Source organism: Ruegeria sp. AN11 (assembly GCF_056536005.1).
In genome coordinates, this window is the sequence record NZ_JBQFJD010000001.1 from 3,239,587 (window position 1) to 3,266,162 (window position 26,576).

Annotated in this window: 27 protein-coding genes and 1 pseudogene; 18 read left to right on the top strand and 10 right to left on the bottom strand. The window is 59.7% G+C overall.

The features are described 5' to 3' along the window. The first annotated feature begins 39 nt into the window (after nt 1-39). The 4 genes from ACR3EQ_RS16050 (at nt 40) to ACR3EQ_RS16065 (ending at nt 6,211) form a co-directional block, all read left to right on the top strand. Nucleotides 40-1,368: an amidase family protein gene (locus ACR3EQ_RS16050; RefSeq protein ID WP_170614251.1), complete on the top strand. Its 1,329-nt coding sequence runs from the start codon at nt 40-42 to the stop codon at nt 1,366-1,368. Nucleotides 1,369-1,477: 109 nt separating this feature from the next. Then, on the top strand, nt 1,478-2,659 hold the full coding sequence (locus tag ACR3EQ_RS16055; RefSeq protein WP_480491208.1) for an aminotransferase class I/II-fold pyridoxal phosphate-dependent enzyme: 1,182 nt from the start codon (nt 1,478-1,480) through the stop codon (nt 2,657-2,659). 14 nt (nt 2,660-2,673) lie between these two features. Next, nucleotides 2,674-5,595 carry a DNA translocase FtsK 4TM domain-containing protein gene (locus ACR3EQ_RS16060; protein WP_170614253.1) on the top strand — a complete coding sequence of 974 codons (2,922 nt, stop codon included), beginning with the start codon at nt 2,674-2,676 and terminating at the stop codon, nt 5,593-5,595. 40 nt (nt 5,596-5,635) lie between these two features. Then, the gene (locus tag ACR3EQ_RS16065; protein ID WP_170614254.1) at nt 5,636-6,211 is read left to right on the top strand and encodes a LolA family protein; all 576 of its coding nucleotides are present in this window, start codon (nt 5,636-5,638) and stop codon (nt 6,209-6,211) included. A 35-nt stretch (nt 6,212-6,246) separates the two neighbouring features. On the opposite strand, the gene ACR3EQ_RS16070 is transcribed toward ACR3EQ_RS16065, so the two are convergent. Both ACR3EQ_RS16070 and ACR3EQ_RS16075 read right to left on the bottom strand, forming a co-directional pair. After that, nucleotides 6,247-6,828, bottom strand: a complete 582-nt coding sequence (locus ACR3EQ_RS16070) for a transglycosylase SLT domain-containing protein (protein WP_170614255.1) — start codon at nt 6,826-6,828, stop codon at nt 6,247-6,249. 60 nt (nt 6,829-6,888) lie between these two features. Then, on the bottom strand, nt 6,889-7,770 hold the full coding sequence (locus ACR3EQ_RS16075) for an AEC family transporter (RefSeq protein WP_480491210.1): 882 nt from the start codon (nt 7,768-7,770) through the stop codon (nt 6,889-6,891). Between the two features lie 80 nt (nt 7,771-7,850). Here ACR3EQ_RS16075 and hspQ point away from each other — a divergent pair, with 80 nt between their 5' ends. Further along, nucleotides 7,851-8,177, top strand: a complete 327-nt coding sequence (gene hspQ, locus ACR3EQ_RS16080; RefSeq protein WP_170614257.1) for a heat shock protein HspQ — start codon at nt 7,851-7,853, stop codon at nt 8,175-8,177. A 35-nt stretch (nt 8,178-8,212) separates the two neighbouring features. Here the strand turns inward: hspQ and ACR3EQ_RS16085 are convergent, their stop codons facing one another. The 4 genes and pseudogenes from ACR3EQ_RS16085 to ACR3EQ_RS16100 all read right to left on the bottom strand — a co-directional run bounded on the left by ACR3EQ_RS16085 (nt 8,213) and on the right by ACR3EQ_RS16100 (nt 10,811). After that, nucleotides 8,213-9,790 carry a gamma-glutamyltransferase family protein gene (locus ACR3EQ_RS16085; RefSeq protein WP_170614258.1) on the bottom strand — a complete coding sequence of 526 codons (1,578 nt, stop codon included), beginning with the start codon at nt 9,788-9,790 and terminating at the stop codon, nt 8,213-8,215. Between the two features lie 208 nt (nt 9,791-9,998). Continuing rightward, complete coding sequence (locus tag ACR3EQ_RS16090; RefSeq protein ID WP_480491212.1) at nt 9,999-10,181, bottom strand: hypothetical protein; 183 nt, start codon at nt 10,179-10,181, stop codon at nt 9,999-10,001. A 116-nt stretch (nt 10,182-10,297) separates the two neighbouring features. After that, nucleotides 10,298-10,384: pseudogene (locus ACR3EQ_RS16095) on the bottom strand (ATP-binding protein); the annotation flags it as partial. An 88-nt stretch (nt 10,385-10,472) separates the two neighbouring features. Continuing rightward, nucleotides 10,473-10,811: an STAS domain-containing protein gene (locus tag ACR3EQ_RS16100; RefSeq protein ID WP_170614259.1), complete on the bottom strand. Its 339-nt coding sequence runs from the start codon at nt 10,809-10,811 to the stop codon at nt 10,473-10,475. Between the two features lie 102 nt (nt 10,812-10,913). Here ACR3EQ_RS16100 and ACR3EQ_RS16105 point away from each other — a divergent pair, with 102 nt between their 5' ends. The 3 genes from ACR3EQ_RS16105 to ACR3EQ_RS16115 all read left to right on the top strand — a co-directional run bounded on the left by ACR3EQ_RS16105 (nt 10,914) and on the right by ACR3EQ_RS16115 (nt 13,258). Beyond that, nucleotides 10,914-12,086, top strand: coding sequence for an acetyl-CoA C-acyltransferase (locus ACR3EQ_RS16105; protein WP_170614260.1), 1,173 nt, complete (start codon nt 10,914-10,916; stop codon nt 12,084-12,086). A 96-nt stretch (nt 12,087-12,182) separates the two neighbouring features. After that, nucleotides 12,183-12,638 (top strand): GAF domain-containing protein, encoded by a 456-nt coding sequence (locus ACR3EQ_RS16110; protein ID WP_170614261.1) that lies wholly within the window; start codon nt 12,183-12,185, stop codon nt 12,636-12,638. A gap of 101 nt (nt 12,639-12,739) precedes the next feature. Continuing rightward, a complete protein-coding gene (locus ACR3EQ_RS16115; RefSeq protein WP_480491214.1) occupies nt 12,740-13,258 on the top strand; it encodes a GNAT family N-acetyltransferase in 519 nt (172 codons plus the stop codon). Between the two features lie 22 nt (nt 13,259-13,280). On the opposite strand, the gene ACR3EQ_RS16120 is transcribed toward ACR3EQ_RS16115, so the two are convergent. Further along, a complete protein-coding gene (locus ACR3EQ_RS16120; RefSeq protein ID WP_480440844.1) occupies nt 13,281-13,625 on the bottom strand; it encodes a DUF1294 domain-containing protein in 345 nt (114 codons plus the stop codon). Between the two features lie 58 nt (nt 13,626-13,683). On the opposite strand from ACR3EQ_RS16120, the gene ACR3EQ_RS16125 reads away from it, so the two are divergent. The 9 genes from ACR3EQ_RS16125 to rarD all read left to right on the top strand — a co-directional run bounded on the left by ACR3EQ_RS16125 (nt 13,684) and on the right by rarD (nt 24,500). Next, nucleotides 13,684-14,253 carry an XRE family transcriptional regulator gene (locus ACR3EQ_RS16125; protein WP_170614263.1) on the top strand — a complete coding sequence of 190 codons (570 nt, stop codon included), beginning with the start codon at nt 13,684-13,686 and terminating at the stop codon, nt 14,251-14,253. Then, complete coding sequence (locus ACR3EQ_RS16130; protein ID WP_170614264.1) at nt 14,253-14,876, top strand: LysE family translocator; 624 nt, start codon at nt 14,253-14,255, stop codon at nt 14,874-14,876. The genes ACR3EQ_RS16125 and ACR3EQ_RS16130 overlap by 1 nt, the downstream gene beginning before the upstream one ends. 4 nt (nt 14,877-14,880) lie before the next feature. Continuing rightward, nucleotides 14,881-15,261 (top strand): GFA family protein, encoded by a 381-nt coding sequence (locus ACR3EQ_RS16135; protein WP_170614265.1) that lies wholly within the window; start codon nt 14,881-14,883, stop codon nt 15,259-15,261. A gap of 15 nt (nt 15,262-15,276) precedes the next feature. After that, nucleotides 15,277-17,727 carry a GcvT family protein gene (locus ACR3EQ_RS16140; protein ID WP_170614266.1) on the top strand — a complete coding sequence of 817 codons (2,451 nt, stop codon included), beginning with the start codon at nt 15,277-15,279 and terminating at the stop codon, nt 17,725-17,727. A 111-nt stretch (nt 17,728-17,838) separates the two neighbouring features. Further along, a complete protein-coding gene (locus ACR3EQ_RS16145; protein WP_170614267.1) occupies nt 17,839-18,891 on the top strand; it encodes a zinc-binding dehydrogenase in 1,053 nt (350 codons plus the stop codon). Between the two features lie 11 nt (nt 18,892-18,902). Further along, nucleotides 18,903-19,796 carry a homocysteine S-methyltransferase family protein gene (locus tag ACR3EQ_RS16150; protein WP_170614268.1) on the top strand — a complete coding sequence of 298 codons (894 nt, stop codon included), beginning with the start codon at nt 18,903-18,905 and terminating at the stop codon, nt 19,794-19,796. Between the two features lie 10 nt (nt 19,797-19,806). After that, a complete protein-coding gene (locus ACR3EQ_RS16155; RefSeq protein ID WP_170614269.1) occupies nt 19,807-20,787 on the top strand; it encodes a helix-turn-helix domain-containing protein in 981 nt (326 codons plus the stop codon). Nucleotides 20,788-20,876: 89 nt separating this feature from the next. Next, nucleotides 20,877-23,330 (top strand): FAD-dependent oxidoreductase, encoded by a 2,454-nt coding sequence (locus ACR3EQ_RS16160; RefSeq protein ID WP_170614270.1) that lies wholly within the window; start codon nt 20,877-20,879, stop codon nt 23,328-23,330. A gap of 264 nt (nt 23,331-23,594) precedes the next feature. Continuing rightward, on the top strand, nt 23,595-24,500 hold the full coding sequence (rarD, locus tag ACR3EQ_RS16165) for an EamA family transporter RarD (RefSeq protein WP_170614271.1): 906 nt from the start codon (nt 23,595-23,597) through the stop codon (nt 24,498-24,500). On the opposite strand, the gene ACR3EQ_RS16170 is transcribed toward rarD, so the two are convergent. Both ACR3EQ_RS16170 and ACR3EQ_RS16175 read right to left on the bottom strand, forming a co-directional pair. Further along, on the bottom strand, nt 24,491-25,201 hold the full coding sequence (locus ACR3EQ_RS16170; protein WP_170614272.1) for an SGNH/GDSL hydrolase family protein: 711 nt from the start codon (nt 25,199-25,201) through the stop codon (nt 24,491-24,493). The two genes, rarD and ACR3EQ_RS16170, sit on opposite strands and share 10 nt — an antisense overlap. Nucleotides 25,202-25,203: 2 nt before the next feature. Next, entirely contained in the window at nt 25,204-25,614 is a 411-nt protein-coding gene (locus ACR3EQ_RS16175; protein WP_170614273.1) for a nuclear transport factor 2 family protein, read from the bottom strand. Between the two features lie 98 nt (nt 25,615-25,712). Between ACR3EQ_RS16175 and ACR3EQ_RS16180 the strand changes: the two genes are divergently transcribed. Continuing rightward, on the top strand, nt 25,713-26,360 hold the full coding sequence (locus ACR3EQ_RS16180) for an RluA family pseudouridine synthase (RefSeq protein ID WP_170614274.1): 648 nt from the start codon (nt 25,713-25,715) through the stop codon (nt 26,358-26,360). A 2-nt stretch (nt 26,361-26,362) separates the two neighbouring features. Here the strand turns inward: ACR3EQ_RS16180 and ACR3EQ_RS16185 are convergent, their stop codons facing one another. Then, on the bottom strand, nt 26,363-26,554 hold the full coding sequence (locus ACR3EQ_RS16185; protein WP_170614275.1) for a hypothetical protein: 192 nt from the start codon (nt 26,552-26,554) through the stop codon (nt 26,363-26,365). Nucleotides 26,555-26,576 lie beyond the last annotated feature (22 nt).

Consider the following 26,576-nt stretch of genomic DNA (forward strand, 5'->3'; position numbering starts at 1 on the left):
CGCTACCGTCCCCTCATCGTAGATAAATGGAGGTGAGGGATGCAGGAGTGGCTGACCATGACCGCGTGCGATCTGGGGCGCGGCATCGGAATGGGGCAGATCGACCCTGTGGATCTGACCGAAACCTATCTGGCGGCCATCGACGCGCATCCGCATCGTGATCGTATTTATGCCCGCGTTACCCATGACCGCGCCCGGGCCGAAGCGAAGGCCGCAAAGGAACGAGCTGGCTTGGGGCTGCGCCGATCCCTGCTGGACGGTGTGCCAATCAGCTGGAAAGACCTGTTTGACACGGCAGGCATCGCAACCGAGGCAGGCACGGCCCTGCTGAAAGGTCGCGTTCCGGATGCCGATGCCGTGGTCGTGCGCAACGCCACCGCCATGGGAACGGTGTGTCTGGGCAAGACACATATGAGCGAGCTGGCCTTTTCCGGCCTAGGACTGAATCCCATCACCGGTACGCCGCCCTGTATTGACGATGAAGAGGCGGTGCCCGGCGGCTCATCCTCGGGCGCGGCGGCTTCGGTAGCATGGGGGCTGGCGGCTTGCGGGATCGGATCGGATACCGGCGGGTCGGTACGCATCCCGTCGGCCTGGAACAATCTGGTGGGCCTGAAAACAACAGCCGGACGCGTCAGTCTTGAGGGCACTGTGCCATTGTGCCTGCGGTTTGACACGGTTGGGCCGCTGGCCCGTTCGGTCGAGGATGCTGCGCACGTGCTGGCGTTGTTGGAAGGTGGCACTCCCGCCGACTTGCGGGGGGCCAGCCTGAAAGGGCGGCGGTTTGCCGATCTGCAGAATGTTGCCAGGGATGATTTGCGGGACGGCCCGCGCAAGGCGCTTGAGGAAGCCCTGAACCGACTGCGAGAGGCCGGCGCGCAAATCGTACCGCTGGATGTTCCTGAACTGAACGACGCCATGGGTCTGACTAGTGTAGTCTATACGACAGAAGCGTATGGGCTGTGGCGTGACGTGATCGAAGCGAACCCCGATGCCATGTATCCGGAAATTCTGGAACGATTCCGCATCGGCAAGGCGCATTCCGGCCCGGACTACGTAGCGGCCTGGTCCAGGCTCAAGGCCTGCCGCAGCGCATGGGACGCCGCAACCGCCGGGTTTGACGCGGTTCTGGCCCCGACGGCACCCATTCTGCCGCCGAATCTGGACCGTCTGATGACCGACCATGACTACTACGTCACCGAAAATCTGCTGGCCCTGCGCAACACGCGCATCGGCAATCTGATGGGTTTGGCTTCTCTGACTTTGCCCACCGGAACACCCGGTTGCGGATTGATGATGCTAGGCTATCCCGGTTCGGAAGAAGCGCTGTTACGGCTGGGATCTGCGGCCGAATCCGCGTTGGCCTGAATGCCACAATCCCCTGATTCGGCACCTCTTTGTCTGGACGAGGCGGGGTGCGCCCTGTAATCTGCCAAAAAATCGGGACAAAAACGATCCCGGCATTGAGGCAGTTGTTATGAATTTCCCCGAGCGGTTTTCGGACCTACCGGCATATGCATTCCCGCGTCTGCGCGCCCTGTTGGATCACCATCAGCCGGGCGGTGAGGTCATTCATATGACTATCGGCACGCCCATGCATAATTTCCCGGCGTGGGTGACGGATATCATCGCCGAAAACGCTGCTGATTTTCAGGGATATCCGCCGAACGAAGGTTCGCCCGCGCTGCGGGGCGCGATCACCGATTGGATCGAACGTCGTTATGGTGTTTCGCTTGATCCCGATACCAACGTGATGGCCCTGAATGGCACGCGCGAAGGTCTGTATAACGCAGCTATGGCGCTGTGCCCGGAGCAGAAGAACGGCCAGCAGCCGATCGTGCTGTGCCCGAACCCGTTTTATCAGGTCTACATGGTCGCCGCGATCTCGGTCGGGGCGCAGCCGGTTTTTGTCCCGGCCACGGCCGCCACTGGTCACTTGCCGGACTATGCCGGTCTGCCCGAGGACGTGCTGAACCGAACTGCGGTGGCCTATATCTGCTCACCCGCCAACCCGCAGGGCGCGGTTGCGTCGCGGGACTATTGGGCTGAACTGATCCGTCTGGCCGAGAGATACGATTTCCGCATCTTCGCCGACGAATGTTATTCCGAGATTTACCGCGACGAAGCTCCGACAGGTATTCTGACCGTGGCGCAGGAACTGGGAGCGGACCCTGAGCGGATCGTCCTGTTCAATTCGCTGTCCAAGCGATCCAATCTGGCCGGACTGCGTTCGGGTCTGATTGCTGGTGGACCCGAGACGATCAAAAGGGTCAAACAGCTGCGGGCCTATTCCGGCGCGCCTCTGCCAGCGCCTTTGCAGGCCGCTGCCGCCAAGGTCTGGGCGGATGAGGCGCATGTAAGGGAAAACCGCGCGCTTTATCAGGATAAATACGCCATTGCGGATGAGGTGTTCGCTGGCGTGCAGGGCTATATGCCGCCTGAGGCCGGGTTCTTCCTGTGGCTACCGGTCGAAAACGGCGAGGAAACAGCGTTGAAGCTGTGGCAGGAGACCGGGGTGCGTGTCCTGCCAGGCGCATATCTTTCTCAAGGCGATCCGGGACATAACCCGGGCGAGCAATTTATCCGGGTCGCCATGGTGGCCCCAAAAACAGAGTTGCAGCGCGGGCTGATCACGCTTCGCGACTGCATCTATTCGTGAGGTACGAGGGCAAAATGGCATCATTGAACGCGCGCAACCGCGATCCTTTACTGGACAGCACAACGCAGGCCGCGATTGAGCGGCGCAGCAAGGAATTGATCGGGATCGCCCTGATCCTGCTTGGTTTTGCGGCAGCGGCAATGATCTGGTCCTACACGCCGGATGATCCGAACTGGATGGTATCGACAGACGCGCCGGTGCAGAACTGGATGGGCCGTATCGGGGCCTCGATCGCTGCGCCTCTGTTCATGATCGTGGGCTGGGGAAGCTGGAGCATCGCTTTGGTGTTGATTGGCTGGGGCATCCGCTTTGCCGGTCACTTCGGCGAAGATCGCGCCGTTGCGCGCCTGATCTTTGCGCCGATCTGGATCGCGGTTGTATCGGTTTATGCAGCGACTTTGGTGCCGGGCGACGCATGGCGCGCCACCCACAGCTATGGTCTGGGCGGTTTGTTTGGCGATACCGTGATGGGTGCGTTGCTGACATTGTTGCCGATTTCCTCGCATTTCATGGTCAAGCTGATGTCGCTGGCGATGGCGGTGGGGATGCTGGCGCTGGGCGTTTTTGTGCTTGGGTTTACCAAAGACGACGTCCGGCGCGGGTTCCGGGCTTTCCTGCTTGGTCTTGTTCTGTCCTACGACATGCTGATGAAGGGTCTTGGCCGCAGCGCATCTGCCACGGCCCAGGCCGCGCGTGACCGCCGCGCGCGGTGGGAAGATCGCAAGGCCGCCCGGATCGAGGCTGATGACCTCGTGTTCCAGGACGATATGGATTTTGCCGATCCTGTATTCGAAGAGCCTGAATTCGGGCCCGGGCCGCAGAAAACCGGGCTGCTGGCGCGGATGCCCGCGTTGATCCGGCGACCGGAACCGATGCCGGAACCCGAGCTTGTCGACCCTGAACCGGTTGCAGGTTTCGACGAAATGCCGGGAGAGGATCGTATCCGTTCGAAAATTTCGGCAGCCGTCCGCAGCCGCCGGGTCGCCACCGGTGAGATGACGCCCGAACCCGATCCGAACCTTCCGCTGACCAAGGGCCGCGGCAGAGGGCCCGACCCACTGATCCTGAACACAGCGCGGGCCGGAGAATTGCCGCCCGAGCCACCCATTACTGCGGCCGGGTTGCCACCCGAACCGCCGTTGACTTCAGGGGCGGCGCCCGAATGGCAGGCGCCTGAGCCGAACGCGTACGTGCCTGAACCCGATCACATGCAGGGCTTTCAGCCGGAACCCGATTTTGACGACGACGACGTTTTTGAGGACGCGCCCGAACCCGCGCCAGAGCCGCGCACTGCAATGAAAATCCCGGTGGCCGAGCCTCGCAAACCGGTCGTGGCACAGCCTGTGCGCCGCAGCCCGCCTCCGTCGCGTCGTGCTCAGGCCGAAGCGCAGCCGACCTTGTCGTTCGAGGAACGGCATTCGGATTTCGAATTGCCGCCGCTGGGTCTGCTGTCCAATCCGGCCAGCATTCAGCGCCATCATCTGAGCGATGAGGCGCTGGAGGAAAACGCGCGGATGTTGGAAAACGTTCTGGACGATTATGGCGTCAAGGGTGAGATCGTCAGCGTCCGCCCTGGCCCTGTAGTGACCATGTACGAACTTGAACCGGCTCCGGGCCTGAAAGCCAGCCGTGTGATCGGTCTGGCGGACGATATCGCGCGGTCCATGTCCGCCTTGTCGGCGCGGGTTTCGACATTGCCGGGGCGTTCCGTGATCGGTATCGAACTGCCCAACGAAAATCGCGAGATGGTGGTGCTGCGCGAAATCCTCGCCAGCCGGGACTTTGGCGATGGCAACCACGCGCTGCCTCTGGCATTGGGCAAGGATATTGGCGGGGAATCCGTCGTGGCGAACCTGGCCAAGATGCCTCACCTGCTGATCGCGGGTACCACGGGCTCCGGTAAGTCGGTGGCGATCAACACCATGATCCTGTCGCTGCTGTATAAGCTGACGCCGGATGAATGCCGCCTTATTATGATCGACCCAAAGATGCTGGAGCTGTCCGTTTATGACGGCATCCCGCATCTGCTGTCCCCGGTTGTGACCGACCCGAAAAAGGCGGTTGTGGCTCTGAAATGGGTCGTGGGCGAGATGGAGGACCGCTATCGCAAGATGTCCAAAATGGGCGTGCGCAATATCGCGGGCTACAACGGCCGCGTGAAGGACGCGCTGGCCAAGGGCGAACTGTTCAGCCGCACGGTCCAGACCGGGTTTGACGATGACACCGGCGAACCCACATTCGAGACCGAAGAATTCGCGCCCGAGGCGATGCCCTACATCGTCGTCATCGTCGACGAGATGGCCGACCTGATGATGGTCGCGGGCAAGGAAATCGAAGCCTGCATTCAGCGACTTGCACAGATGGCGCGGGCTTCGGGTATTCACCTGATCATGGCCACGCAACGTCCGTCGGTCGACGTGATCACCGGTACGATCAAGGCGAACTTCCCGACGCGGATTTCGTTCCAGGTGACCTCGAAAGTCGACAGCCGTACCATCCTTGGTGAAATGGGGGCTGAGCAACTGTTGGGGCAGGGCGACATGCTCTACATGGCGGGTGGGGCCAAGATCACCCGCTGCCATGGGCCATTCGTTTCGGACGAAGAAGTCGAGGAAATCGTCAACCACCTGAAACAGTTCGGCCCACCGGACTACATGAGTGGGGTGGTCGATGGCCCGGCAGAGGAAACGGCTGACAATATCGACGCTGTTCTGGGCCTGAATACCGGTGGAAACACCAACGGTGAGGATGCCCTGTACGATCAGGCAGTCGGGATTGTAATCAAGGATCGCAAATGCTCGACCTCGTACATTCAGCGGAAACTTGCCATTGGCTACAACAAGGCCGCGCGGCTTGTTGAGCAGATGGAAGACGAAGGCGTTGTTTCGTCAGCAAATCACGTCGGCAAACGCGAAATCCTCGTCCCCGAGCAGTAGGATATTTAATAACAAGGGCAAAGCGCTTATCTGGTGTCTCATGAAACAGATAGCCTTTGCCCTTGCTTTGACACTGGCCGCGCCTGCGGCCTGGGCGGCAGACAAACTGCCATTGTCGCAGATTTCAAAATACCTGAACGATATGAAAACCGTTCAGACGTCGTTCACTCAGGTCAACGATGACGGATCGCTAAGTACCGGAAAGCTTTGGATTCAACGCCCCGGCAAGATGCGGTTCGAATATGACCCCCCCAATGATGCCGTCGTTCTGGCGCGCTCCGGATCCGTGATGATCTTTGATCCGAAATCAAACCAGCCGCCCGAGCAATACCCGCTGAACCGGACACCGTTGTCACTGGTGCTGAAGCGAAATGTAAATCTGGGTGAGGCGAATATGGTGGTTGGGCACGAGTTTGACGGGACCGCCACAATCGTTACGGCGCAGGACCCCAAAAACCCCGACGCAGGCCGGATCGAGCTGATGTTTACAGGCGATCCCATTGAGCTGCGTAAATGGGTGATTCACGACAATGCCGGGGGGCAGACCACGGTCCTGCTGGGCGCATTGGAAACAGACGGACGCTTGAACCAGAGCCTGTTCTCACGCCCGAATTAGGACAGGCCGGGTAACTGCCGGCCTGCGCAATGGTGTCAGACTCGGCAGGACGCCAGCTGGGCCTGATAAAGACGCGCACGCGCATCGACATCATCCGCCACGTTCAGCAACCAGGATTTACCGTTGTAGGTGCCACGCGCAAAGCCGGCGTGACCTTCGTGATAGGCCAGGTACTGGTTGCGGGTGTCGCTGGGGTGGATGCCGTTGCGTTCGTAGCTTTTGTTCATGTACCAGCCGATGAAGTCCGACGCGTCGCGAATGCGATCCCGCTTGGCGCGCCGTTTTCCGGTTTCGCGCTGATATTGCTCCCACGTGCCATCAAGGGCCTGGCTGAAGCCGTAGGCGCTGCTCTGACGGCCTAGCGGGATCACTCCCAGTGCGTATTTGTGCGGGGTTCGTGCATCGTGGCGATAGCGGCTTTCCTGATAGATTGTCGCCATCTGAACGTGAATGGGCACCCCCCATTTCCGTTCGGTGGATTTGAACGCCTTGATATAGTCCGGCCTTTCGCGCGCAATACTGCACGCGTCATTCAATCTGCTGGGCGGTTGCTTGGAACCACCCCCACAGGATGCCAAAAGCAGCACCCCAAGGAGTACAACTAGAATTCTGCTCATGTGCCTCGTGCCTTTTTTGTTCATTCTAGCGCAGATTGTAGTTTGAGGAAATCACTTTCGTTACAGAACAATAGCCAGAATGACAGGTAATGCCCCCACGGAAAGAAGAGTCGAGACCATGACCATTCCGGCAACCGCGTCTGAATCGGCCTTGAACCGCTCGGCCAGAAGGTACGATGTGACTGCCACCGGGGTGCACATCTGTAAGACCAGCACACCGAATGCCACGGCCCCAAGATCGAACGTCACTGCAACGGTCCAGCCCAAAACAATGCAAACGCCAAGCTTCAAAACTGACAGCCAGATTGCCTGCCCCAGCCTGTCGGTGGTCAGCCGTGCAATCGCGACGCCGAGCGTGATCAGCATCATGGGCACCGCCATCTGCCCCAGCAGCTCAAGCGTATTGGTCAGAAACAAGGGCGTTTCCCAGCCTTGCCACAAAAACAGGGCGCCAAACAGCGTTGCCCAGACCATCGGCTCGCGTATGACTTTGCCAAACGCGCCTTTTCCGGCCACCAGATAGATTCCGTAAGTGAATGAAAACAGGGCCGTGACCGCAAGAAAGATCACCGCATAGCCCAGTCCGGCCTGCCCGAATGCAAAAATACACAGAGGCAGCCCAAGATTTCCGGTATTCCCGAAAATGAGCGGCGACAGATACGTGCGCTGCTCCAGTTTCAAAAGATGAACGGTCACTTTGAAGACCACGGCAAGTGCCAGATTCCCGGCAATGGTGGCCAGCGTGAACCGTGACAGATCCCCGCCCGGAATTTCGGTCTGCATCAGGGCGACGAAGATCAGACTTGGCACGGCCAGTGTCATCGCAAACCGTGTCACGAACTGCAAACGGTACTCGAATCCCAGCCTGACCCAGGTAAACCCAATCCCTGAAAGCAAAAATACCGGAGCGACAATTTCGAACACTGTCAGTAGTAGGTTCACAGACTGTTTCCCTGAATTTCAGATCAATGATTGGCATTTTGGCCCGGAAAGAGGTAGTAAGACCTCCGGGGGCTGAAACAATGCTGAAGACAAATGCCAAATACGGCTTGGGCCAGGTGGTCCGCCATAAGAAACATCCCTTTCGAGGGGTGATTTTTGACGTGGATCCGGAGTTCTCGAATACGGAAGAATGGTATCAGGCGATTCCTGAAGACAGTCGGCCGATAAAGGATCAGCCGTTTTATCACCTGCTGGCTGAAAACGACCAATCCTTCTATGTTGCTTATGTTTCAGAACAAAATCTGGTTGCCGACCAGTCCGGAGAGCCGGTTGAGCACCCCGACATTCCCAACATGTTCGGCCCGTTCGAGGATGGCGCGTATCCGCTGCACTTTCATCTGAACTGATAACCGCATAGCTGCCGCCTTCCGGTCGCCGAAACTCAATACCCAAGCGCACATCCGTCTTTTCTGGGGTCACTAGCCCCCTCAAGAACACCGCTTTCACAGATTCGGATCGCCTGTGCACCGCCGAGGGGTGTGTCAGGAATTGAAACAGTGTGGCCAATGTCAGACAATTGTTGCGCTACTGCTTGCGGATATCCGCGTTCCAGTTTCAGTACCCCACCATCGGCAAAGGCGCGCGGCGCATCGATGCAGCCCTGAAGACTCAAATCAAAATCGACAAGATTGGACAGGAATCTGGCGTGTCCGGTCGGCTGGTAGGCCCCGCCCATGACACCGAATGGCATCACTACCCGGCCGTCCTGTTTCAGCATCCCGGGAATGATCGTGTGCATCGGGCGTTTTCCACCGCCCAGCTCATTGGGGTGCCCGCCTTGCAGCGTAAAGCCCGCCCCGCGGTTCTGCAGCAGAATGCCATATTTTTCAGACGCGATCCCTGATCCGAAGCTGTGGAAGATCGAGTAGATGAGAGATACGGACATCCGGTCCCGGTCGACCACCGTGATATAGACGGTATCCTTGTGAACGGACTCGGTCAGCCGTGCGGCGGCCGCCATTGCGCTTTTGGGATCGATAAGCGCTGCCAGCCTGTCTGCAATATCCTGATCGGTGAAACGTTCGGCCCTGGCCGTATGATCGGGGTCCGCAATGAATCGGTTGCGGGCATCGTAGGCCAATTTGGTGGCCTCGGCCTCGATATGAACCCTTTGCGCACCAAAAGGGTCCATCCCGGCCAGATCAAAGTTCTTCAGAATATTGAGCAACAGGATCGCAGTCGCCCCTTGCCCATTGGGCGGGTGTTCGACAAGGTCCGTGCCTTTGTAGTGCCCGCTCATTGGGTTGGTTTGCGTCCATCTGGTGGCTTGAAAGTCGTCTGATGTGTGGACCCCACCCAGTGTGTTCAAGGCGGAAATCATGTCTTGCGCGATGTCACCGGTGTAGAATGCTTCGCGCCCGTGACGAGCAATTTGGCGCAGAATCTCCGCCTGACCCGGAGCGCGAAAGACCTGACCTGTTTCCGGGGCCTTGCCATCGATCAGATAGTGGTCGCGGGCCGCACCCTGCAATACAGCCGCGCCGGATTTCCAGTCGAAGGCCACTCGTGCGGCCACCGGAACACCGGTCTCCGCGTAGTCGATGGACGGTTGCAAAATCGCCTCAAGCCCCAGCCGTCCTTCCGTTTCCGCCAGGTGGCAAAACGCATCAACAGCACCCGGAACTGTCACCGCATCCGGAGTGTTCAGGGGCACGGTCTTCAGGTCCTTTGCGCGCAACGCCTCTGCATCTGCTGCTTGGGGCGCGCGGCCTGAACCGTTCAGCGCGCGAATTTCGTTCTCGCCTGCGCGATTGAACAGGACAAAACAATCGCCACCCAGACCGGTCATTTGTGGTTCGCAAATACCCAGCAAAACCGCACCGGCGATGGCGGCGTCCATCGCGTTTCCGCCCTGCGCCAGTATGTCCAGCGCCACCTTGGCCGCCAAAGGGTGTGACGTCGCACACATGCCTTCGGTCGCCAGTACTTCGGAACGTCCGGGTTTGTGCAAATCGCGCATGACGGGGCTCTCCTCATTGAACGCGCAGACCGTATCGCGCGGCAGAGGAATGTCCAGTCAACTTGAGGGGAGGTTCCTCGGCGCCGGTCACTGGGTGGGGGCTGTGATGCTAGGCGCCGAGGGAAGCTATCTGAGCTACAAGACCCTTTTGCCAATTATTTGCGGCGCGACAATGTTTCGATCTGGGCCTTATTGTGGCCATTTTGGGTCAATTCGCCTCATCCGGGAAATCGAAGCGCAAAGACAACCTATTGCACCCTTCGCGCCGTTCATAATGGATGGCGCTGGTCAATTGGTGAATCAGGAGCCATCCGAATCCCCCTTCGGGCAGACTCTGTCTGGTTGCGTTGACGTCCGCCGGAATAACATCGGGCACTCGACGCCCCGGCAAAGGGTTGCCGGTATCCGTAATGATAATAACAAGCCGATCCCTGTGCCGGCGGCACCTGACAAGAACACGGGCTGGGCGATGCCTGCATAGGCATGTTCAACCAGGTTGTTTATCGCCTCGGCCAGCGCGATTTTGACGTCGCTTTCCTTTGGCGCGGGCAATCCGCGCTCGGCGAGGCCGGCGCTAAGACGGGCGATACCCATGCTCGCCTCAGCTTCGGTTGCGGCAAAGCTCAGTTCCAGAAAGTCATGATCATGAACAGAAGCCACGCGAATGGTTTCCTTTGCAACTTTAATCCGCAGTCGGCGTCAGGGCGTCTTCCAGCGTCGCAAATAATCGAAAAACTGTATCCATGCGGGTCAGCCGAAATACTTTCTCGACAAACGGATGCAGACCCGCCAGATCCAGGCTGCGGTCATCGCCAAGCTGTTTCATGGATGCGACGATGGCACCCAGTCCGCTGGAATCGATGAATTCGACATCCGACAGGTCCAGCACCACCCGGCCCGCGCAGCCGTCGGTCTGATTGCGCATATCTTCCTTGAACTGTATCGCAATGGCGGCGTCGATCCGGTCTGCCTGAACCTTGATCACCTGCGTCTCACCGGTTGCCGTACTGATCAGACCCATGTCCAATTGCCCTCCAGAATGAAAAATCCTCGTAGAAATACGCTAGACGGCAATTCTTACCATTCGGTATTCAGAACCCGGAAAACGAGAAGGAGAATCCGGATGAAGCAGGTCGTGATCGCGGGTGCAGCCCGCACACCAATGGGCGGGTTTCAGGGCATGTTCGATGGGGTTGCGGCGGCCGATCTGGGTGGCACGGCCATTCGAGCGGCCATGAAGGGGGCCGGAGTACAGACCGTGGACGAGGTTCTGATGGGCTGCGTTCTGCCCGCCGGTCAGGGACAGGCTCCGGCGCGGCAGGCCGGTTTCGCCGCCGGTTTGGGCGAAGACGTGCCCGCAACGACCCTGAACAAGATGTGCGGGTCCGGGATGAAGGCGGCGATGATGGCGTTTGACCAGATTGCGCTGGGTCATGCCGACACCATGGTCGCGGGCGGTATGGAAAGCATGACAAACGCCCCCTACTTGCTGCCCAAAATGCGCCGCGGGGCGCGAATCGGTCACGGTCAGGTGGTGGACCACATGTTTCTGGACGGGCTTGAGGACGCGTATGACAAGGGCCGCCTGATGGGCACCTTCGCCGAAGACTGCGCCGAGGCCTATCAATTCACGCGTGAGGCACAGGACGAATACGCGCTGCAGTCTCTGTCCAACGCGCTGGCCGCTCAGGAAAACGGGGCGTTTGACGGCGAAATTGCGCCGCACGTCGTGCGGACCCGCAAAGGTGAATTCACACAAGATATTGACGAACAGCCAAAATCGGCGCGGCCGGAAAAGATTCCGACCCTGAAACCCGCGTTTCGCAAGGACGGGACCGTAACAGCCGCCAACTCCTCATCGATCTCCGATGGTGCGGCGGCGCTGGTTCTTGCCTCCGCCGAAGTGGCCGAGGCGCAGAGCCTGAACGTTCGGGCGCGCATCCTCGGGCATGCCAGCCACGCGCAGGCTCCGGGCCTCTTTACGACCGCTCCGGTTCCGGCGGCGCAAAAGCTGCTGTCCCGCATCGGATGGAGCAAGGATGACGTCGATCTGTGGGAGGTGAACGAAGCCTTCGCCGTCGTTCCCATGGCGTTCATGCGCGAAATGGGTTTGCCGCGTGAAAAAGTGAATGTGAATGGTGGCGCCTGCGCCCTGGGTCATCCGATCGGCGCATCAGGTGCCCGAATCATGGTGACGCTGCTCAATGCTCTGGAAAAACGAAACCTCAAGCGGGGTGTGGCAGCCATCTGCATCGGCGGCGGCGAAGGCACCGCAATAGCAATCGAACGGGTTTGACCCTTCATCTTTTTCCAAATACTCCGGGGGTGAATTGAGCCAACGGCTCAAGAGGGGGCAGCGCCCCCTTTACCCACCACAGACGGGACTTCCACCATGACGGCAGACTACACCATGCTGGCCAGAACCATTGCCGCTCTGACCGAAGGCGAAAGTGACGAGGTTGCACTGATGGCCACCGTCGCCTGCGAGGTGCATCATTCCGACGACCGGTTCAACTGGACCGGGTTTTATCGGGTGACCGAACCGGGGTTGCTGAAAATCGGCCCTTACCAGGGGGGGCATGGATGTCTGGTCATTCCCTTCGACCGGGGTGTTTGTGGTGCGGCTGCGCGCACAGGGCAGGTGCAGCTTGTTCCGGATGTCGACGCGTTCCCGGGGCATATCGCCTGCGCGTCCTCAACCCGATCCGAACTGGTCCTGCCTGTTCACAATGCCGCAGGTGAGGTAATCGCGGTTTTCGACATCGACAGCGATCTGCCCGATGCGTTTTCGGAGGATGACGCCGAATACCTGACGGAGATATTGTCCAAAACTTTCGCGCGAGCCTGATGGAAACGCAGGGGGCGAAAGGCCCACTCTCGGACTTCGACATTTTGCTTCACGCAAAGACCCGCTAAACTCCGAAGGCCTCGAAACCTGGCGGGTCCGGCATGATTCCACACCAATTCTCTACTCAACGGCTTTCGGTCAGCCACTGGAAAGACCATCTTGCCGAACCGCACTTGCGGCGCAAGCTAGCTGACGATCTTGCCGCGCTACTGACCCCTGCGGTCTTGAAAAACCTGCCGCCGCCCATGCAGTTGCGGGACCGGGACATCTCAGCCTGGATCGAGGCTCGTCACGCCGAAAGCGACATTCTGCTGGTGCGTCAAAGCAGCGACAATAAGCTGATCGGACTGATGGTGCTGGCCGTGGATTTGGACGGTGATGCGCCTCCGAGTGTCCATATCGGCTATCTGATTGCAGAAATTGCCTGGGGAAACGGCTATGCCTCCGAACTGTTAAAGGGGCTTCAGACCGCAGTGCTGTCAGGCCCTGCCATGCGACTCGTTGCCGGTGTCGGTCGCGAAAATCCAGCCTCTGCCCGCGTGCTTCGGAAAGCAGGCTTTGAACTTTTGACGGAACGCTGTTCCGCCACCACCGAGATTTATGTCCGCAACATCGGCTGACTGACGGTGCAGTCAGGTCTTGTCACTGCATAAGGGTCGGCAGGCCGTTGGCCATGGCAAGATACAGGGCCAAGACCTGCAACGTGGCAACTCCGAACAGCCAGGCCGAGAATCCGCGTTTTCGGGATTTGTGCCGAAACAGCCATCGTCCAAGCAACGCGCCGGGGCTGCCGCCGAGGGCTGCAAGCCACAACAACCTGCGTTCTGGGATTCTGCGCTTGCGCCGCTGCGCCCGGACCTTGTCCCAGCCGAAACACAGCAGGGTCAGACCGTTAACCGCCCAAAGATAGATCACTGCAATCCACATGAGTGGGACATAGCCAATCGGACAGGTCGACCCAAGTGAAAAAATGCTTGGAATTTTCACGGAATCGCGCCATCGTGAAAAACGAGGAAAAAATTTCACGAGAATCGGAGTGGCCCCCGTGAACAGCCAGGCCCCGCAAAGCGCGACACTCGGAGCGGACATCCGCGCCCTGCGCAAGGCGCGCGGGCTGACGCTGACCGATATCGCGACTCGTCTGGACCGGTCCGTCGGCTGGCTCAGCCAGGTTGAGCGCGACAAGTCCGAACCATCGATCTCGGATCTGCGCCAGATTGCCCAGTGTCTTGGTGTTCCGATGTCGATGCTGTTTGCGCATTCCGCGGCGCCTGCCGCCGAACAGGGCTATGTCGTCCGGGCCGGATCCCGGCGTCCGATGGGGTCCGGCGAAGAAGGGCTGATCGAAGAACTGCTGTCTCCTGATCTGACCGACGATTTCGAGATGGTGCATTCTACCTTTCAACCCCAGTCCCGCATGCAAACCCCTGCAAATCGCCCGACGCAAGAGGTCGGTTACATGGTCTCCGGGCGGCTTGATCTCAAAATCGGCGATCGTGAATACACGGTCGGTCCGGGTGACAGTTTTCGGATCAAGCACGAGCCCTATCAATGGTCCAACCCCTATGACGAGCCCGCGGTTGCGGTCTGGGTCATCGCCCCGCCGGTATACTGATGAGCTTTGAGGCCTGGACCATATTCGCGCTGTTCTGGGTGGTATTCGTTACCACACCGGGGCCGAACGCGGTCAATTGCATCTCGAACGGGATGAACCTGCCATTTGCCAAGGCGATGCTGGGTGTTCTGGCCATTGTGACTCAGGCCAGCGCGTTTTTGATCCTGTCGGCACTGGGCGTGACCGCATTGATCGCGGCGTCCCCAACCGGGTTTTTCATCGCCAAACTGATCGGGGCAGGGTTCCTGATCTGGATGGGCGTGCGCGGCTGGATGAACGCGGCAAAGCCGGTACCTGCCACGGAACGTCCAGCGCGGCACGTCTATCTGCATGCACTGGCCATCGCCACGATCAATCCCAAAAGTGTCGCAGGATACCTGGCCGCGTTTTCGCAATTCGTGCAGCCCGATGTGCCGATCTGGCAGCAAATGTCGGTCATCATGCCAACAGCGCTGGTCATTACGACACTCAGCTATACCGGCTTCACACTTCTGGGCGCGCTCATGGGCAAGGCGGCGCTGGGCGCGGTGTTCAACATCTGGGTGCGCCGGATCATGGCTGCATGTTTCATCATTTACGGTGTGCTGCTGGGAACCAGCACCACGCCTACAGCAAGGGGGTAATAGAATGCAGACAGGATCATGTTTGTGCGGCTCGGTTGCCTTCGCGGTCGACGGTGAGCTTTCACCGCCCTCGGCCTGCCATTGCGGTCAATGCCGCAGGCAGTCGGGTCATATCTGGGCGTCCGCCTCGACGCATCAGGACAATCTCAGTTTTTCCGCCAGTGACACGCTCAGCTGGTTTCGTGCCTCGAATATCGCCCGACGCGGTTTCTGCAGCGCCTGCGGCTCGTTCCTTTTCTGGCAACACAATGACGAGGACACGATTTCGATTTCCATGGGGGCGCTTGACGAACCCACGGGCCTCACGCTCGCCCGCCACATCTTCGTGGCCGACAAGGGCGATTACTACGACATCACGGACGATCTGCCTCAAGAGGCACAGTAACAGGGATCAAACAACATGAATGATTTTCCGACAAAAGCCCGAGTGGTTGTTATCGGTGGCGGTGTGGTGGGGGCTTCCTCGCTGTACCATCTGGCCAAGAAGGGCTGGACCGACTGCGTTCTTCTGGAAAAGAACGAGCTGACCGCAGGTTCGACCTGGCACGCGGCGGGTAACGTGCCGACGTTTTCGACCTCGTGGGCGATCATGAACATGCAGCGCTACTCGACCGAGCTGTATGCGCGGCTGGGCGAAGAAGTCGACTATCCGATGAACTACCACCAGTCCGGCTCGATCCGTCTGGCGCACAGCAAGGAGCGGATGCAGGAATTTGAGCGGGCGATGTCGATGGGCCGTTACCAGGGCATCCCGATGGAGATGTGGACCCCGGAAGAGGCCAAGGAACGCTATCCCTTCCTTGAAACGCATGATCTTGAGGGGGTTCTGTATGATCCGACCGATGGCGACATCGACCCCGCGCAGCTGACGCAAGCGCTGGCCAAGGGGGCCCGCGACATGGGCCAGAAGATCATCCGTTTCTGCCCGGCAACCGGCGTGACCCAGCATGACGACGGCACCTGGACCGTACACACGGACAAGGGCGATATCGCCTGTGATTATGTGGTCAACGCCGCCGGTTACTACGCGCAGCGTGTGGGAGAGTGGTTCAAACCTTATGGCGGCCGAACCGTTCCCGCGATGGTCATGAGCCACCAGTATCTGCTGACCGACGAAATCCCCGAAGTCCAAGCGTGGTCCAAGGAAAACGGGGGCAAGAAGCTGCCGCTGCTGCGCGACGTGGATGTCTCGTACTACCTGCGTCAGGAGAAGAACGGCTTCAACCTTGGCCCGTATGAGCCCAATTGTAAGGGCCACTGGATGACAGAAGATGACCCGATGCCCGAGGACTTCAGCTTCCAGCTGTGGAATGATGATCTGGACCGGATTGAGGACATCGTGACCGACGCGATGGAACGGGTGCCGCTGATGGCAACCTCGGGCGTGGGCCGCGTGATCAATGGCCCGATCCCTTATGCACCGGACGGTCTGCCGCTGATCGGTCCAATGCCGGGTGTGAAAAACGCGTTCGAGGCGCACACATTCACCTTTGGCATCGCGCAAGGCGGTGGCGCGGGCAAGGTGCTGGCCGAATGGATCGTCGATGGCGCGACCGAGTGGGATATGTGGGCTGTCGATCCGCGCCGTTACACCGATTACACCGATCAGGACTATTGCAACCAGAAGGGTCTGGAAGTTTATGGCAACGAGTACGCCATGCACTTCCCCCAGCACGAATGGCCCGCCGCGCGCGACAAGAAACTGTCGCCGGTTCATGCCAAGGTGAAAGAGCTGGGCGGTGTCATGGGCGCCTATAACGGCTGGGAACGGGCCAACTGGTTTGCGCAGCCCGGCGACGACACGTCGCTTGAAGCCACCCACACATGGGGCCGCTCGGGCCCGTGGGAGCAGCGCGTAAAGGAGGAATGCGAGGCCGTGCGCGACCATTGTGGTGTACTGGATCTGCCGGGGTTCTCGCGCTTCATGGTCAAGGGCGAAGGTGCTGCCGAGGCGCTGCGTGGTCTGGTCACGGGTGGCCTGCCCAAGACGGGTCGCATGAACCTTGTCTATATCTCTGATGATCGTGGTCGCATCCTGACCGAGATGTCCTGTATCCGGATGGGCGAGGACGAGTTCGTCATGATCACGGCCGCAACTGCCCAGTGGCATGACCGCGACATTCTGCTGAACGCTATGCCCGAAGGCGTTTCGGTCGAGGATGTGACCACCACCCGCGATACACTGATCGTCACGGGGCCGAAGTCGCGAGAGATCCTGTCGGGCATGACCGATGCGGACCTGTCGACCGGATGGCTGACCCACCAGTCGGCAACCGTCGCCGGGCAACCCGCTTACCTGATCCGTGTTTCCTTCGCAGGTGAGCTGGGTTGGGAGGTTCATGCCCTGAACGAACACATGCCAGCGATCTATGGCGCCATCATTGACGCGGGTGCCAAGCCCTTCGGGATGTATGCGCTCAATTCCCTGCGTGTCGAAAAGGGTTATCGTGCGTGGAAAGGCGACCTGTCGACCGACTACTCGCTTCTGGAAGGCGGTTTGGAGCGGTTCGTGAAACTGGACAAACCACAGGACTTCCCCGGCAAGGCTGCGATCCAGAATGAAAAGCAGCAGGGCGTGAAAAAGCAGTTCGTCACCATGCTGGTCGAGGCCGGAGATTGCGACGCACCGTACATGTCATGCCTCTGGCATGAAGGTCAGATCGTGGGTGAAACCACATCCGGTGCATGGGGGTATCGCATAAATGCGTCGGTCGCACTGGGCATGGTGCGTCCTGATCTGGCTGCTCCGGGCACCGAACTGGAGGTCGAAATCTACGGTCGGAAATGCCGAGCCGTCGTGCAGCAGGACCAGCCGCTCTGGGATCCGGAAAACGCGCGGTTGCGTGCCTGATCCATCAGGGAAAACTGCGGGTCGGCCAAAAGTCAGGCGGACCCGCAATTTGATGCAACACCGCTGTCGGGCATAATGCATCCGCAAAACCTGTAACGGGGAGAGATGGCAATGACCCATCCGGAGACAATGTCCGGTGTTTACCTGACACGCCATGGCGGGCCGGAGGCACTGGAATGGCGTCAGGATATTCCCCTACCCACCCCCGGACACGGGCAGGTTCTGGTCCGGGTGGCTGCGGCAGGCGTCAACAATACCGACATCAACACGCGTGTTGGCTGGTATTCACCGGATGTCACGGGTGCAACGGACGCGGTCGATCAGGATGTCGATGCCGGCGGTTGGGGCGGCGCTCTGCAGTTTCCCAGAATACAGGGCGGTGATTTGTGCGGCATCGTTGAGCGGACAGGGTCCGGCACCGGATTCCAGCCAGGTCAACGTGTCACCTGTCCGATCAACTTGCCGCGCCCGCGCCCCGGTCAACCCAGCGGTTTCATTGCATTGGGTTCTGAGATTGACGGCGCCTTCGCGCAATACTGCCTGGTCGAGGCAAGCGACCTCTACGACGTGTCAGTGTCACCCCTGTCGGACACCGAGATTGCGGCAATACCCTGCGCTTTCGGCACGGCCGAAAACCTGCTGACCCGCGCAGGTGTAACGGCCGGACAAAAGGTTCTGATAACCGGGGCATCCGGTGGGGTCGGGCTGGCTGCCGTCCAACTTGCAACATTGCGGGGGGCTTCGGTCTGGGGTGTAACCAGCGCCTCCAAAGCAGACGTGGTCAAGGGACAGGGTGCGATAGATACCTTTGATCGCGACGCGGCCTTGCCGCCAGACATGTTCGATGTGGTGGTCGACGTCGTCGGCGGACCGGCATTTCCGGGGTTGATTCTGGCGCTGAAGCCGGGCGGGCAATACGCCGTTTCCGGCGCCATAGCAGGCCCGATTGTACAAGCGGATCTGCGCGATATCTATTTGAGGGACATCACCATTCATGGCTGTACACACCAGGCATTCGACGTTTTCGGACGGCTTGTCGAACTTATCAATGCAGGGCGGATCAGGCCGCTTGTTTCGAAGACGTATCCTCTGAAAGACATTGCCCGGGCGCAGGAAGATTTCCAATCCAAAGCGTTTCCGGGGAAACTGGTCCTGATTCCGTAACGAGGTAAGACATGGCAGACATCACCCTTCTGGACGGCTCCATCGGGCAGGAACTGGTCAAACGCAGTGGCGACCGGGCAACGCCGCTTTGGTCAACGCGGGTGATGATGGATCACCCGGAACTGGTGGGCGACGTTCACGCAGATTATTTTCGCCGCGGCGCTACGATCGCGACCACCAATACCTATGCCGTTCACCGTTCGCGCCTGGAACGTGTGGGGTTGGAAGACCAGATCGGAGCGCTGACGGACACCGCCCTGTCTCAGGCAGAACGCGCACGCGCGGGAACCAAAGGGCGCATTGCAGGGTCGCTGGGTCCGCTGCTGGCCACCTACAGGCCCGACCTGCGGCCCGATCCTGAGGACGCCGCTTCGAAATACGCCGAACTTGTCGAACTGATGGCTGACAGGGTCGACCTGTTCCTGATTGAAACCGTTTCGTCGGTACAGGAAGCAGAAGGTGCGTTGCGCGGCACAGTCGATGGCGGGCGTCCCGTCTGGCTGGCCCTGACCGTCGATGACACAGACGGCACACGTTTGCGGTCGGGTGAACACCTGTCGGAAATCTCACCTCTGGTCGACCGCTTTGCTCCAGAGGCCGTGCTCGTCAATTGCTCGCCACCCGAGGCCATGCCTGCGGCTTTGCAAATCATCGCGAACATGGGAAGACCGTTTGGCGCCTATGCGAATGGATTCACCGAAATTTCCGAGGGATTTCTGAAGGACGCCCCGACCGTCGACGCGCTTGAACAGCGCAGCGATCTGGGGCCTCAGGTCTACGCCGAACACGCCATGCGCTGGGTGGAACAGGGGGCCACGATCGTAGGCGGTTGTTGCGAGGTCGGTCCGGACCATATCGAGGCACTGGCCGAACAGTTGCGCGCAGCCGGGCACAGGATTGTCTGAGGGCACAAGAATGCAAAAGCGGACAGGACCCGAACCGCAGGGATCCGGCAAACAGCATCAGTTCGATATCATGGTTGCGCCGGGATACGTTTTGCTGGAGCTCGCGTCATTGGTCGATGTCCTGCGGATTGCCAACCGCGTTTGCCCGAATCCTCCGTTCCGGTACACCTATCGGTCGTTGAAAGGCGGCCCTGTCGAAAGCAGCAGCGGCGCAACCGTTTCAACCGAACCGGTTTCTGCACAACCTGATGCCGACTATCTGTTCGTGATCGGCAATTCCGACCCGGACCTGCCGGACCTGTCACTTGGGCGGGTGGTGTCGGACTATACCTACCGCGGCGCGCAGGTGTTTTTGCTGGCCGAGGCCGCCAGCCGCTATATTGACGAGCAGGGCACGGATGACATGGCCACCCACTGGGAAAACGCATCTTTCCTGCGCGAAAGGGGCGCCCGGTTCGAAGCCAAGATGTCCATCGCAACCCAGCAGGGTTCGGTCGTCACCTGCGCCGGAATGGAGGCGACCACCGATGTCGCCCTGGCCGTTATCGGGCGCCATGTTTCGGGCCCTGCCAGGATGACGGTTGCTGACATCATGCTGCACGAAAACATCCGGGACTTTTCCTCGCAGCAGCCGTTTTCCGGGGTTCGGACCACGGCGACCGGGGATGCAAAACTGGACCAGTGCATCAAGCTGATGCAGGCCAATATCGAAGACCCTTTGCCGATCCAGGACATCGTCAATCTGCTGGGGCTGTCGAATCGGTCGCTCGAACGCAAGTTCCGGTCGATCTTCGGAACCACACCAAACGGATTTTACCGCGAAATGCGGCTGGCGCGCGCGAACAATCTGCTTCTGAACACCACCATGAGCGTGCGCGAGATCGGCCTGGCATGCGGATTTCCCAACGGATTCTCGTCGATTTACAAGAGCTTTTATGGAATCACGCCGTTTGTTCTGCGGCGGGAAAAGCGGGCATCTTCGCAAAGGTGATTTTTGCAGAGGACCTGACGATTTTGATGCATTTGTTGTCGCACATCCGTGGCATTTTATCCCAAACCTGACACAGCGGAGACATCAGGATGGTTGATCTTCCCACCAAGGCCCGAGTGGTCATCATCGGCGGCGGCGTTATCGGATGCTCGGTCGCGTATCATCTGACCAAGAAGGGTTGGACAGATGTCGTGCTGCTGGAACGCAAGCAACTGACCAGCGGCACCACCTGGCACGCCGCGGGTCTGATCGCGCAGCTGCGCGCGACCGCCAACATGACCAAACTGGCGAAGTACAGTCAGGAACTCTATGGCTCGCTTGAGGAGGAAACCGGCGTCGCGACCGGGTTCAAGCGCTGCGGATCGATCACCGTGGCCCTGACCGAAGAGCGCAAGGAAGAAATTTATCGCCAGGCCGCCATGGCGCGGGCATTCGGGGTCGAGGTCGAAGAAATCACGAACGAGCGCGTGGCGGAGCTTTATCCGCATCTGAACCTCGAAGACGTCAAGGGTGCGGTTTACCTGCCGCTGGACGGACAGGGCGATCCTGCCAATATCGCGCTGGCGCTTGCCAAGGGCGCACGGCAGCGCGGCGGCATTGTCAAAGAACGCGTGAAAGTCACCGAGATCGTCAAACAGGGCCGCAAGGTGACAGGTGTGGACTGGGTTGCCGATGACGGCAGCGCCTCGGGCCACATCGAATGCGACATGGTGGTGAACTGTGCAGGCATGTGGGGGCACGAGGTTGGCCGGATGGCGGGCGTCAACGTCCCGCTGCACGCCTGCGAGCATTTCTACATCGTTACCGAGAACATCGATGGTCTGACGCAGCTGCCCGTGCTGCGGGTGCCGGATGAATGCGCCTATTACAAGGAAGACGCGCGCAAAATCCTGCTGGGCGCGTTCGAACCGAACGCCAAGCCATGGGCCATGGACGGTATCCCGGATACCTTCGAATTCGACCAGTTGCCCGAGGATTTCGACCATTTCGAACCGATCCTCGAAGATGCCTGCAACCGGATGCCCATGCTGGCCGAGGCCGGAATCCATACCTTCTTCAACGGCCCTGAGAGCTTTACCCCCGACGATGCCTACCACCTTGGCCTTGCGCCCGAGATGGACAATTTCTGGGTCGCGGCAGGGTTCAACTCGATCGGCATTCAGTCCGCCGGTGGCGCGGGGATGGCACTGGCCGAATGGATGGATACGGGTGAGAAACCGTTTGACCTTGGCGATGTGGATATCAGCCGGATGCAGCCGTTCCAGGGCAACAAACAGTACCTGTTCGAACGCTCGAAAGAGACGCTGGGCCTGCTCTATGCCGATCACTACCCCTATCGTCAGAAGGCGACTGCGCGCGGTGTGCGGCGGACACCGTTCCACCACCACCTGAAGGAACAGGGCGCGGTATTTGGTGAACTAGCCGGATGGGAACGTGCCAACTGGTACGCCAGTGAAGGGCAGGAGCGTGAGTATCAGTACAGTTGGAAGCGCCAGAACTGGTTCGAGAATTCGGCCGCCGAGCACCGCGCCGTGCGCGAGAATGTCGGCATGTACGACATGTCTTCGTTCGGCAAGATCCGGGTGGAAGGTCCGGATGCCGAGGCGTTCATGAACTATATCGGCGGCGGCGACTACTCGGTGCCCAATGGCAAAATCGTCTATACCCAGTTCCTGAACCGCAGCGGCGGGATTGAAGCGGATGTGACGGTCACCCGCCTGACTGAAACGTCCTATCTGGTGGTCACTCCGGCGGCGACCCGTCTGGCGGATCAGACCTGGATGCAACGCCATGCCGGCAATTTCAACGTGGTCATCACTGACGTCACCGCGGGCGAAGGGGTGCTGGCCGTGATGGGTCCGAACGCCCGCGCGCTGCTTGAAAAGGTCTCGCCCAACGACTTCACCAACGCAACCAATCCATTTGGTACCGCACAGCAGATCGAGATCGGCATGGGGCTCGCCCGCGCGCATCGCGTGACCTATGTGGGTGAACTTGGTTGGGAAATCTATGTCTCGTCTGACATGGCGGGTCATGTGTTCGAAACACTGCACGAGGCTGGTCAGGACATGGGGCTGAAGTTGTGTGGGATGCACATGATGGACAGCTGCCGGATCGAAAAGGGCTTCCGCCATTTCGGCCACGATATCACTTGCGAAGACCATGTTGTCGACGCCGGACTCGGGTTCGCTGTCAAGGTCGACAAGGGCAGTGATTTCATCGGCCGCGAGGCGGTAATCGCGCGCAAGGAAAGCGGGCCAAAGAGTCGCCTGGTGCAGTTCAAGCTGACCGATGCAGAGCCGCTGCTGTTCCACAATGAACCGATCATTCGCGATGGTGAGTATGTCGGCTATCTCAGCTCAGGCAACTATGGCCACACGCTGGGCGGCGCCGTTGGTATGGGATACGTGCCATGTGAGGGCGAGAAGGCGGCTGATGTATTGGCATCGAGCTATGAGATCGACGTGTGCGGTGTGAAGGTTAGGGCAGAGGCATCGCTGAAGCCGATGTATGACCCTAAATCCGAGCGCGTCAAAGTCTGAACCGGTGCGTTGGGGGCGCTGCCCCCGCCGCAGCAAGCTGCGCCTCCCCCGGGATATTTGCAGCCAGATGAATGAAGGATCCCTTGTTCATCTGGCCAAAAATATCCCGGAGCGCGAGGCAGAGCCTCGCAAGCGGTGAAAAGCCAGCTGAAAGCCCAAGGCGCGATCCTATCAAGGTTCTTGATACGTGCGTTCACAGAAATCACAGTTCCCAACCCGGCCTGAACTGCCGTAAAGACGAACGGTATCAGCCGGAGACCTGACATGGCGGACATCGCTGCTCCAACTCAGAACGTCGATACGCCGCGCGGTCTGGCGCTGGCTGTAACCGCCTATGTACTGTGGGGGTTTCTGCCGCTGTACATGAAGGCGATGGCGCATATCGGTCCGGTCGAGGTTGTGGCCCATCGGGTGATCTGGTCCGTGCCGGTCGCCGGTCTGTTGCTGGTCGCGCTTGGACGTACAGGTGATCTGAAGGCGGCCCTGCGAAACCCAAAAATGCTGGGCATGGCCTGCCTGACGGCCGCTTTGATTTCAGTGAACTGGGCGATCTATGTCTGGGCTATTGCCACCGGGCGGGCGCTGGACGCGGCCTTGGGGTACTATATCAACCCCTTGTTCAGCATTGCGCTGGGCGCGGTTTTGCTGCGCGAACCTTTGAACCGAACGCAGATAGTAGCGGTTGGGCTGGCAGCGCTGGGCGTCATCATACTTGTGCTAGAAGCCGGAGCACTGCCCTGGGCCGCACTGGGTATGATGTTTACTTGGGGCTTTTACGCGTTCTTCAAACGCTCCCTTCCTATCGGACCAAACCAGGGATTCCTTCTCGAGGTTCTGGTTCTTCTGATCCCGGCTTTGGCCTATGTGACCTGGCTGGGCGCGCAAGGCAGAGGGCATTTTGGGATGGCTGGGGCGGATACGATGCTGCTGGCGGGTGCCGGTGTGGTGACGGCGGTGCCTTTGCTGGTTTATGCCAACGGCGCCAAGTTGGTGCGGTTGTCCACCATGGGCATTCTGCAATACATCGCCCCGACCATGATCTTCATCACCGCGATTACCTTGTTTGGAGAACAAATCGATCGTGGTCGCATGATCGCCTTTCCGCTGATCTGGGCGGCTTTGATTGTCTATTCGGTTCCGATGATCCGGCAGATTCGGGCTCAGTCCTGACGCAGCGCGCGGGCAACTTCATCCGCCCAGATCGCGTAGGTTTTCGGACTGGGGTGATACCCGTCTGGCGCGGCAAGCGCCGGGTCATCCGGCAAATCCAGCACGAGGTGCCGGCACTGAGGGCGCTCTGCGACCACCTTCTGCAGCGCCTGATCCAGCCGTCGCGCCTGACGGTCCAGAACCCAGGCCAAAGGTTGGGGTAGCGCCGGGAAACGGCCCATTTGCGGGACTGCAGTAACAATCACGCGCCGCGCGCCCATGGTGCCTGTCAGCAGAGACATCAGGCGGGTTTGTCGTTCGGCAAACCGGCGTTGCGTCACGGCGCGGGTGACGTCATTCACACCCAGCGCCGTCACCACGGCATCGAACTGAGTATTCAGTGCCCCAAGACGGTCTATAGTATCCTGCGTTGTATGGCCGGTCGTAGCCTCCAGCCGCCATTCAACACAATAGTGCCGCGCCAGCCGCTGGACGAGTTGCCCGGACAAGGCTTGTTTCTGCGTGCCTGCGCCTACGCCGGCAGCCGAACTGTCACCCGTGATCAGCAACCGCAGCCGGGGCCCGCGGCCATCTCGGCCTTCGCGCGGCCCTGATGGCTCGGGCAGCATCTGGGCATTGCGCCGGACAGACAGGCCCTGCATCGCCAGAACCGGCAGCAGCGGAAGGCGCAGAAGCTGATCAGGGGCGACAGGAGCACGCATGGTCAGCTCAGCGCCTTGCGAAATTCCAGAAAGCGGGCGTCGCTCATCACCCGCGCCATCATCGCCTCACGCAGGGCGCCGACGGTTTTGTGCGGGCGCATGACCACTTCGAATTTCTGGATCAGGCCATCGTCATTCAGCGTGATCAAATCCACACCCACGGCATCCAGTTCACCGACCTTGCATTGGAACTCCAAAGCCCAGTCGCAACCTTCGCCCATAACACGGCGATAGCGAAACTCGGAAAACACCTGGCTGACATGCCCAAGCACTGCCGCAACCGGTGCACGCCCGGTCCATGTGCTGTAATAAGTCGGCGGCAGGAACTGCACATTCTCGGCCAGCAGATCCGGTATCTGGGCCTCGTCACCTTTTGCAACCGCGTCCTGCATGCGCTCGATTGTCGGATGCATCTCTGTTCCTCCTCAACTGGGTCCGAGAGTTGCCGAACGATGGGTCGCAGGCAAGGACGACGTTGCGGGAGGTCGCGCGCTGCGATAGGCAAGCCCGCATGAGCGAGACCTACACCCCCCCAAACATGCCACTGGATGTGCTGCATGAAGACGCGCAGCTGATCGTGGTGAACAAGCCGCCGGGCCTGCTTTCGGTACCCGGCCGGGGGGAGCATCTGTCGGATTGCCTTCTGACCCGGGTTCAGGCGGCTTTTCCTCAGGCCCTGCTTGTTCACCGGTTGGACCGGGACACGTCAGGTGTGATGGTGTTTGCACAAACACCGCATGCGCAACGCCATCTGGGTCAGCAGTTCGAACAGCGCCAGACGCGCAAAACCTATGTTGCGCGTGTGTGGGGCCAGGTTGAACCCAAATCCGGAACGGTTGATCTGCCTCTGATCGTCGACTGGCTAAACCGGCCGCGCCAGATGGTATGCCACGAGACCGGCAAACCTGCGGTGACGGACTGGCGGGTCGTTCGACATGAGGACCGCAGCACGCGCATTCGGTTGTTTCCCAAAACGGGCCGGTCGCATCAGCTGCGGGTTCACATGCAGGCATTGGGGCACCCGATCCTGGGTGATCCGTTCTATGCGACGGGTGCGGCGCGGGATTACCCGCGCCTGATGCTGCATTCCGAAGAGCTTCGCCTGAAGAACCCCGAAGGCGGAGTTGCGATGAAATTCAGGGCCAAGCCCGATTTCTGAAGCTAAAGCACCCAGCCCCATATCATCTTGAGGTTGCCCAGAGAAATTCGTCTGACACGCCTTCGCTGTTGCATGGACCGACAGTGGCGTTCGGCCATGATCTGGCGTTCAATCTCAAACCCGCGCAAGGTGTGATCTTGCGACCATCTTCCGAGTTTCAGCGTCATCATGACGTGGTTGTCGCGGCTTGGCATGATTGCTCTCCATTTTTTCGTG

Bases quoted from the DNA above. Each gene is read 5' to 3' on its own strand.
- ACR3EQ_RS16050 (WP_170614251.1), top strand. From the start codon at position 40: ATGCAGGAGTGGCTGACCATGACCGCGTGCGATCTGGGGCGCGGCATC.
- ACR3EQ_RS16055 (WP_480491208.1), top strand. From the start codon at position 1,478: ATGAATTTCCCCGAGCGGTTTTCGGACCTACCGGCATATGCATTCCCG.
- ACR3EQ_RS16060 (WP_170614253.1), top strand. From the start codon at position 2,674: ATGGCATCATTGAACGCGCGCAACCGCGATCCTTTACTGGACAGCACA.
- ACR3EQ_RS16065 (WP_170614254.1), top strand. From the start codon at position 5,636: ATGAAACAGATAGCCTTTGCCCTTGCTTTGACACTGGCCGCGCCTGCG.
- ACR3EQ_RS16070 (WP_170614255.1), bottom strand. From the start codon at position 6,828: ATGAGCAGAATTCTAGTTGTACTCCTTGGGGTGCTGCTTTTGGCATCC.
- hspQ (WP_170614257.1), top strand. From the start codon at position 7,851: ATGCTGAAGACAAATGCCAAATACGGCTTGGGCCAGGTGGTCCGCCAT.
- ACR3EQ_RS16085 (WP_170614258.1), bottom strand. From the start codon at position 9,790: ATGCGCGATTTGCACAAACCCGGACGTTCCGAAGTACTGGCGACCGAA.
- ACR3EQ_RS16100 (WP_170614259.1), bottom strand. From the start codon at position 10,811: ATGGGTCTGATCAGTACGGCAACCGGTGAGACGCAGGTGATCAAGGTT.
- ACR3EQ_RS16105 (WP_170614260.1), top strand. From the start codon at position 10,914: ATGAAGCAGGTCGTGATCGCGGGTGCAGCCCGCACACCAATGGGCGGG.
- ACR3EQ_RS16110 (WP_170614261.1), top strand. From the start codon at position 12,183: ATGACGGCAGACTACACCATGCTGGCCAGAACCATTGCCGCTCTGACC.
- ACR3EQ_RS16115 (WP_480491214.1), top strand. From the start codon at position 12,740: ATGATTCCACACCAATTCTCTACTCAACGGCTTTCGGTCAGCCACTGG.
- ACR3EQ_RS16130 (WP_170614264.1), top strand. From the start codon at position 14,253: ATGAGCTTTGAGGCCTGGACCATATTCGCGCTGTTCTGGGTGGTATTC.
- ACR3EQ_RS16135 (WP_170614265.1), top strand. From the start codon at position 14,881: ATGCAGACAGGATCATGTTTGTGCGGCTCGGTTGCCTTCGCGGTCGAC.
- ACR3EQ_RS16140 (WP_170614266.1), top strand. From the start codon at position 15,277: ATGAATGATTTTCCGACAAAAGCCCGAGTGGTTGTTATCGGTGGCGGT.
- ACR3EQ_RS16145 (WP_170614267.1), top strand. From the start codon at position 17,839: ATGACCCATCCGGAGACAATGTCCGGTGTTTACCTGACACGCCATGGC.
- ACR3EQ_RS16150 (WP_170614268.1), top strand. From the start codon at position 18,903: ATGGCAGACATCACCCTTCTGGACGGCTCCATCGGGCAGGAACTGGTC.
- ACR3EQ_RS16155 (WP_170614269.1), top strand. From the start codon at position 19,807: ATGCAAAAGCGGACAGGACCCGAACCGCAGGGATCCGGCAAACAGCAT.
- ACR3EQ_RS16160 (WP_170614270.1), top strand. From the start codon at position 20,877: ATGGTTGATCTTCCCACCAAGGCCCGAGTGGTCATCATCGGCGGCGGC.
- rarD (WP_170614271.1), top strand. From the start codon at position 23,595: ATGGCGGACATCGCTGCTCCAACTCAGAACGTCGATACGCCGCGCGGT.
- ACR3EQ_RS16170 (WP_170614272.1), bottom strand. From the start codon at position 25,201: ATGCGTGCTCCTGTCGCCCCTGATCAGCTTCTGCGCCTTCCGCTGCTG.
- ACR3EQ_RS16175 (WP_170614273.1), bottom strand. From the start codon at position 25,614: ATGCATCCGACAATCGAGCGCATGCAGGACGCGGTTGCAAAAGGTGAC.
- ACR3EQ_RS16180 (WP_170614274.1), top strand. From the start codon at position 25,713: ATGAGCGAGACCTACACCCCCCCAAACATGCCACTGGATGTGCTGCAT.
- ACR3EQ_RS16185 (WP_170614275.1), bottom strand. From the start codon at position 26,554: ATGCCAAGCCGCGACAACCACGTCATGATGACGCTGAAACTCGGAAGA.